Consider the following 5,799-nt stretch of genomic DNA (forward strand, 5'->3'; position numbering starts at 1 on the left):
CGCCGCCGCCCGCCGCCTGGCCTGATCTTCCACAGCGACCGGGGCATCCAATACGGCAGCCATGAGTTCCAGCAGGCCCTGCGGGACTGGGGCATGCGCTCATCGATGAGCCGCAAGGGCAACTGCCGGGACAATGCCCCGACCGAGAGCTTCTGGGGACGGCTGAAGACGGCCAGCGTGCACGGGCACAAGTTCGCCACCCGCGAGCAGGCCCGGCAGGCCATACTGGACTGGGTGGCTTTCTACAATCACCGCCGGCTGCACTCGTCGCTGGGCTATCTCAGCCCGATGCAGTTCGAGCAACGCTGGTACGAGGCACAGCGCAAAAATGCCGCGTGAGCCGGGGGTTAAGAACTCCACGAAACAGGGGCAAGGTCACATCTTCCAGCGATTCGTCGAACTCGGCTCCAGTACCGCACTGGTCAAGGAGCTGAAACTGGATGGCGTAACGTCGAAGGCGTGGACCACGCAAGACGGCAAGACCCGCGATGGCAGGCCGATCGACAAGGGCCACATTTACAAGCTCCTGAGCAACCGGACCTACCTTGGCGAGTTGCGGCACAAGGACCAGTGGTACCAGGCCGAACACCAGCCCATCATCAGCCGCGAACTGTGGGACAGCGTCCACGCGATCCTGGAGACGAATGGCCGGGTGCGGGGCAACACGACGCGGGCCAAGGTTCCCTATCTGCTCAGGGGCATCGTGTTCGGCAATGACGGCCGTGCACTGTCCCCGTGGCACACCACCAAGAAGAATGGCCGGCGCTACCGTTACTACGTACCCCAGCGCGACGCCAAGGAACACGCGGGCGCCTCGGGGTTGTCGCGATTGCCGGCCGCGGAACTCGAATCGGCGGTGCTTGACCAACTGCGCGCGATCCTGCGTGCGCCGAATCTGCTCGGCGACATGCTGCCGCAAGCGATCAAGCTCGACCCGACCTTGGACGAAGCCAAGATCACCGTGGCCATGACCCGACTCGACGCGATTTGGGATCAACTGTTCCCGGCGGAGCAGACCCGGATCGTGAAACTGCTGGTGGAGAAGGTGATCGTGTCGCCCAACGACCTCGAAGTGCGACTGCGCGCCAACGGCATCGAACGGCTGGTGCTGGAGCTGCGTCCCGAGCCCGTCGAGCAACAAGCGGAGGCGCTGGTATGAGCGACATCCGCATCCAGAAGACCGGCGAGCCGGACATCCTGCAGACCAGCGACGGCAGGCTGACCCTGTCCGTGCCGATTCAGATCAAACGGCGCAGCGGCCGCAAGCTGGTTACCTTACCGAACGGCGAAACTGCGCCGGTCAGACTGTGGGATGTGGCACCAACATCGATCCAACTGGCGCTGGCCAGGGGGCATCGGTGGCTGGCCATGCTGGAATCAGGAGAGGCAAAGTCCTTGAAGGAGATCGCCACACGGGAAGGGATCGACAACAGCTACATCAGCCGGATGGTCAACCTGACCACGCTGGCGCCCGATATTGTGGCGGCCATCCTGGACGATACGCTGCCGAACCATGTCACGCTGTTTGACCTGGCGGTGGACCCGCCGGCGTTGTGGGATGAGCAGCGGACCAGACTGAAGCTTGTGGCAGCGTAGCAGAACTAGCAAGTGGTCAGATCAGCTTCGCCAGCTCGACCAGAGCCCTTTCCATGCGCGCGTCCCAGACACGTGCGCTGCAAAGGCGAATGAAATGACCGAACTTGCCGCTCGCAGAAAAGAGCGGGCCGGGGGCGATGCTCACCCCTTTGCGTAGCGCCCGGCGTGCCAGGGTGAAGCTGTCCACGCTTTCCGGTAGTTCCAGCCAGAGAACGAATCCGCCTTGCGGTTGAGAAATGCGGGTTTCTTCCGGAAAGGTCTTCATGACGGCGTCACTCATGTGCGCCACGGCGCTGGCGTAGCGCCCGCGCACTTCGCGCAGGTAACGTTCATAACGACCCGTTCTCAGCAGATCCGCCACTGCGAGCTGCGGCACAGTGGGGCTCGCGACGCTGGTCACATACTTCAGGTACTCGATGCGTTCACGTCGCTCCCCGGTTGCGGCGATCCATCCGATGCGTAATCCGGGTGCCAGCGTCTTAGAAAATGAGCTGCAATACAAGATGTCGGCATGCGGCGCCAGTCCCTTGCAGGTCGACGGCCGTTGCGAGGCGAATCCCAGATCGCCATAGACATCGTCTTCGATGAGCGGAATCCGGTGCTTGTCCAGCAGGCGCACCAGCGCACGCTTATTTTCATCCGGCATACAGGAGCCGAGCGGATTGCTGAAGTTCGGGGAAACTACACAGGCCGCGACCTTCCAGCGTTCCAGGGCGAAGGCCAGGGCGTCGAGCGCCAAGCCGTCGCGCGGATGGGTGGGAATTTCCAGAGCCTCCAACCCAAGTGATTCCATGACGTGCAGCAACCCGTAGAATGCAGGGGATTCAACCGCCACGATGTCACCCGGTACCGTCACCGCGCGCAAAGCCAGACTCAGCGCTTCCTGGCAACCGGTGGTGATGACGATGTCGTCGGCGGACACTGCGCCGCCCGTTTCGCTCATGCGCCGCGCAATCTGGCGGCGCAACTCCAGTGCGCCCGGCGGCATCATGTAGCCGGCGGTCTCGGCGCGTCGGGTGCGCACAACCTGCGCCAACGCACGGCTGATTGCCTGAGTGGGAAGAAAGGTCGGATCGGGCACGGCGGCGCCGAGCTGCACGATGGCAGGATCGTTCGCCGCCTTGATCAAAGCCATCGCCATGGACTGACCGGTCACGAGCCGCGGCGGGGTTGCCTTGGCTGCGGGTTCGGCTTCAAGGACTTGAATGGGCTGGCGAGCCCGAACGTAAAAGCCAGAACGCGGCCTTGATTCGATGTAGCCCCGATCCGCGAGCGCCTGATAGGCGGCAACCACTGTGGCCACGCTCACCTTGCGGTTTTGCGCATGGCTGCGTACGCCGGGCAGACGCTCGCCCGGCACATACCGGCCTGCAGTAATGCCCTGTGCGATCTCTTCGGCGACCTGTTGGTACAGCAGACTCATGATCGATCCCCTCCGGTACAGTTCGACCGCACTGGAGCGGTACAGTATTTATTAAAGTACAAACTGTACCGGTATAAAAAACATTTACTGAAACTGTAATGTGCGCAGGTTCCTCCTTAAACTGCCTCGTGTCAAGCGCAGAAATGGAGACAACCCAATGACCGACACCCAATTTCCCGCCCTGCATGCGGCTGAAGCGCCGCTGCGTGCCAAACCCACGGTCTATCCGCCGATGCTGGCGGCGCGGGTGAAGGGGCGCGAAAAACGCCCGCTGGGTGATGTGTTCGGGCTGATCCAGTTCGGCGTCAACCTGACGCGCTTGCCGCCCGGCGCGGCCTCGTCGCTGCGGCATGCGCACACCAAACAGGACGAGTTCATCTATGTCCTCAAGGGGTGCCCGACGCTGCATACCGACGAGGGCAAACAGCCGCTTTCGCCCGGCATGTGCGCGGGGTTCAAGGCCGGTAGCGGAAACGCCCATTCCTTGATCAACGAGACCACCGAGGACGTCGTCTATCTGGAAGTCGGCGATCGAACGGATGGCGATGAAGTGACTTATCCGGATGACGACCTCTGTGCCCGTTTCGTCGGCGGTGCTTGGGTGTTCAAACACAAAGATGGCACGTCGTACTGAGAGCCGACTTATACCCGATTCCGCAGCGCACGCGTTCCCACCGACCGCGGCACCGGAAGCCGATAAGTCGCCTTGGCCGGAAATCCGTCGAGTCGGCAACGGCGCCATCGATATCGAGTACTACGAACAACGCGGGCGCCTGTTGCGCTCTCGGTTCATTCACCGTTGGCTGCGTATTTTGATTCGTCAACTTGCACGGTTATGGCGGCGCGTCTCGACGGAGACGGAACTGAATGCATTGGACGATCGCGCCCTGCACGACATCGGTATTTCGCGCAGCGATATTCCAGCCATCGTCAGCGGAAAGTACTTTCGGGACGATAGCCGCCGACAGCCAGGTCGGGCTGACCGTATCGCGTTGGAAGATAAAAGATTTTCTGACCGATCGTCTTGCCCTGGGTATCTTCAACGAAAGAAAGGGGAAAGCGCAATGACTTCATTTGGCACACAACACCCTCGGCACTTCGCTGAGAGCTGGATCAGCGCCTGGAATCGCCAAGATCTCGATGCCGTGCTTGCGCACTACAGCGACGACTTCGAATTCTTATCGCCGCTGATTCGCCGTTTCGCTGGTGAAGCCTCCGGCCGGATCGTGGGCAAGGAGGCCGTGCGCGCGTATTGGAGCGCCGCGCTCGCGCGTCTGCCGGATTTACGCTTCGAACTCGTCGAGGTGCTGGCCGGCATCGATGGCGTGCTCATCCTGTACCGGGGGCATCGTGGCCTGGCGGCGGAGGTCTTCGAATTCGATGCGAATGGTCAAGTGCGGCGCGGCCAGGCGCTGTACGCAGGCTGAACAGGCGACGAGCGGGTATGGAAGCGAGCACGTACAAATCCTGGCTGAGTGCGGTGGCGGTCATCCTCACCTGCATTGCCTTCCTGCCGTACATCCTGTCGATCTTTCGCGGCCAGACACGGCCGCATGTCTTCTCCTGGGTGATCTGGGGCATGAACACCAGGGTGGCATTTCTCGCGACGCTGCACGCAGGCGGAGGAATCCTTGGCTCTGGGGTCATCCTCTTTTCCGCGGGCGTCACGCTGTTCATTGCCGTACTGGCCTATCTGAAACGCGCGGACGTGAGCGTCACGACCACCGACCGGCTGTTTTTCATCGCGGCGCTTGCCGCCATGCCGTTGTGGCACTGGGCGGACGATCCGCTATGGGCGGTCTGGCTAATCACGGTGATCGAGCTGCTGGGTTTCGGACCAACGTTCCGCAAGACCTGGTCGCAGCCCTTCTCGGAATCAATGGTCTTTCTGGTGTTACTGGTGGTGCGCAATGTCCTGGTCATTGCCGCGCTGGACCGCCATACGACCACCACCGTGCTGTTCCCGGCCGCGATGGCGGCGGCCTCTCTCGCGCTCATCGCCGTCATGGCGTGGCGCAGACCGCAGGTCGCCTTGATCACCCCGGATCGTTGAGGAGGCGCTCATGTTGTCGCTAGACATGCTGTTTTCGCTGGCCGCCTATGCCTTTGTGATGACCATCACGCCGGGGCCGAACAACGTCTTGTTGTTGTCTTCGGGGCTCGCTTTCGGGCTGCGTCGCACCGGATGGCATGTGGCCGGTGTGCTGGCGGGCACCTGGTTGATGATCTGTCTGGTCGGTGCCGGACTGGGGGCTCTGTTCGTCACAGTCCCTTCTGCGCAGACGGTTTTGAAACTCGCGGGCAGCGGCTACATGCTCTGGCTCGCGCGCCAACTTTGGAACGCGGACGCGTTGCTGGCCGCCAATGCCCAACGGCCGATCCGGTTCTTAGAGGCGGCCGTGTTCCAGATCGTGAACCCCAAGGTCTGGATGATGGCTACGACCGTGATCGCCGCCTTCGTCCCCGGCGGCGATCAGTATGCGCAACGTGTCGTTACGGCCGCGTTGCTGTTCATCGCCGTGGCCGTCCCCTGCATCACGCTGTGGGCGGCCAGCGGCAGTCTGATACGAAGCTGGATACACAACCCTGTCACCCTGCGGCGAATCAATCGCCTCATGGCGTTGCTCGCCGCTACTACCGTCGTGCTGTTCTGGTTATGAGGGTGGATTGAAATTGACCTTGCCCCTGTTTCGTGGAGTTCTTAACCCCCGGTTCACGCGGCATTTTTGCGCTGTGCCTCGTACCAGCGTTGCTCGAACTGCATCGGGCTGAGGTAGCCC

At 62.0% G+C, this 5,799-nt stretch carries 8 protein-coding genes; 7 read left to right on the plus strand and 1 reads right to left on the minus strand.

Annotated elements, in window-relative coordinates; genetic code table 11:
- The 3 genes from ACSHWJ_RS15695 to ACSHWJ_RS15705 form a co-directional block, all read left to right on the plus strand.
- A partial coding sequence (locus tag ACSHWJ_RS15695) for an integrase core domain-containing protein (protein ID WP_432540072.1) occupies positions 1-339 on the plus strand: 339 nt, incomplete at its 5' end.
- Positions 329-1,159 (plus strand): recombinase family protein, encoded by an 831-nt coding sequence (locus tag ACSHWJ_RS15700; protein ID WP_218797171.1) that lies wholly within the window; start codon positions 329-331, stop codon positions 1,157-1,159. The genes ACSHWJ_RS15695 and ACSHWJ_RS15700, both read left to right, overlap by 11 nt.
- Positions 1,156-1,596 (plus strand): LacI family transcriptional regulator, encoded by a 441-nt coding sequence (locus ACSHWJ_RS15705; RefSeq protein WP_218797173.1) that lies wholly within the window; start codon positions 1,156-1,158, stop codon positions 1,594-1,596. The genes ACSHWJ_RS15700 and ACSHWJ_RS15705 overlap by 4 nt, the downstream gene beginning before the upstream one ends.
- 16 nt (positions 1,597-1,612) lie before the next feature.
- Here ACSHWJ_RS15705 and ACSHWJ_RS15710 read toward each other — a convergent pair whose 3' ends face one another.
- Positions 1,613-3,019 carry a PLP-dependent aminotransferase family protein gene (locus ACSHWJ_RS15710; protein ID WP_218797175.1) on the minus strand — a complete coding sequence of 469 codons (1,407 nt, stop codon included), beginning with the start codon at positions 3,017-3,019 and terminating at the stop codon, positions 1,613-1,615.
- Positions 3,020-3,176: 157 nt separating this feature from the next.
- Between ACSHWJ_RS15710 and ACSHWJ_RS15715 the strand changes: the two genes are divergently transcribed.
- The 4 genes from ACSHWJ_RS15715 to ACSHWJ_RS15730 are packed head-to-tail and all read left to right on the plus strand — an operon-like array spanning position 3,177 to position 5,679.
- Entirely contained in the window at positions 3,177-3,653 is a 477-nt protein-coding gene (locus tag ACSHWJ_RS15715) for a cupin domain-containing protein (protein WP_218797176.1), read from the plus strand.
- Entirely contained in the window at positions 3,637-4,446 is an 810-nt protein-coding gene (locus tag ACSHWJ_RS15720) for a nuclear transport factor 2 family protein (protein ID WP_218797178.1), read from the plus strand. Before ACSHWJ_RS15715 ends, ACSHWJ_RS15720 begins: the two co-directional genes overlap by 17 nt.
- Positions 4,447-4,463: 17 nt before the next feature.
- Entirely contained in the window at positions 4,464-5,072 is a 609-nt protein-coding gene (locus ACSHWJ_RS15725) for a hypothetical protein (RefSeq protein WP_218797180.1), read from the plus strand.
- A gap of 10 nt (positions 5,073-5,082) precedes the next feature.
- Complete coding sequence (locus tag ACSHWJ_RS15730; RefSeq protein WP_256996378.1) at positions 5,083-5,679, plus strand: LysE family translocator; 597 nt, start codon at positions 5,083-5,085, stop codon at positions 5,677-5,679.
- Positions 5,680-5,799 lie beyond the last annotated feature (120 nt).

It is taken from the genome of Methylococcus sp. S1M (assembly GCF_051295855.1).
Lineage (GTDB): Bacteria > Pseudomonadota > Gammaproteobacteria > Methylococcales > Methylococcaceae > Methylococcus > Methylococcus capsulatus.

Excerpts from the sequence above, each read along its gene's own strand:
- ACSHWJ_RS15700 (WP_218797171.1), top strand. The coding sequence starts at position 329 with ATGCCGCGTGAGCCGGGGGTTAAGAACTCCACGAAACAGGGGCAAGGT.
- ACSHWJ_RS15705 (WP_218797173.1), top strand. The coding sequence starts at position 1,156 with ATGAGCGACATCCGCATCCAGAAGACCGGCGAGCCGGACATCCTGCAG.
- ACSHWJ_RS15710 (WP_218797175.1), bottom strand. The coding sequence starts at position 3,019 with ATGAGTCTGCTGTACCAACAGGTCGCCGAAGAGATCGCACAGGGCATT.
- ACSHWJ_RS15715 (WP_218797176.1), top strand. The coding sequence starts at position 3,177 with ATGACCGACACCCAATTTCCCGCCCTGCATGCGGCTGAAGCGCCGCTG.
- ACSHWJ_RS15720 (WP_218797178.1), top strand. The coding sequence starts at position 3,637 with ATGGCACGTCGTACTGAGAGCCGACTTATACCCGATTCCGCAGCGCAC.
- ACSHWJ_RS15725 (WP_218797180.1), top strand. The coding sequence starts at position 4,464 with ATGGAAGCGAGCACGTACAAATCCTGGCTGAGTGCGGTGGCGGTCATC.
- ACSHWJ_RS15730 (WP_256996378.1), top strand. The coding sequence starts at position 5,083 with ATGTTGTCGCTAGACATGCTGTTTTCGCTGGCCGCCTATGCCTTTGTG.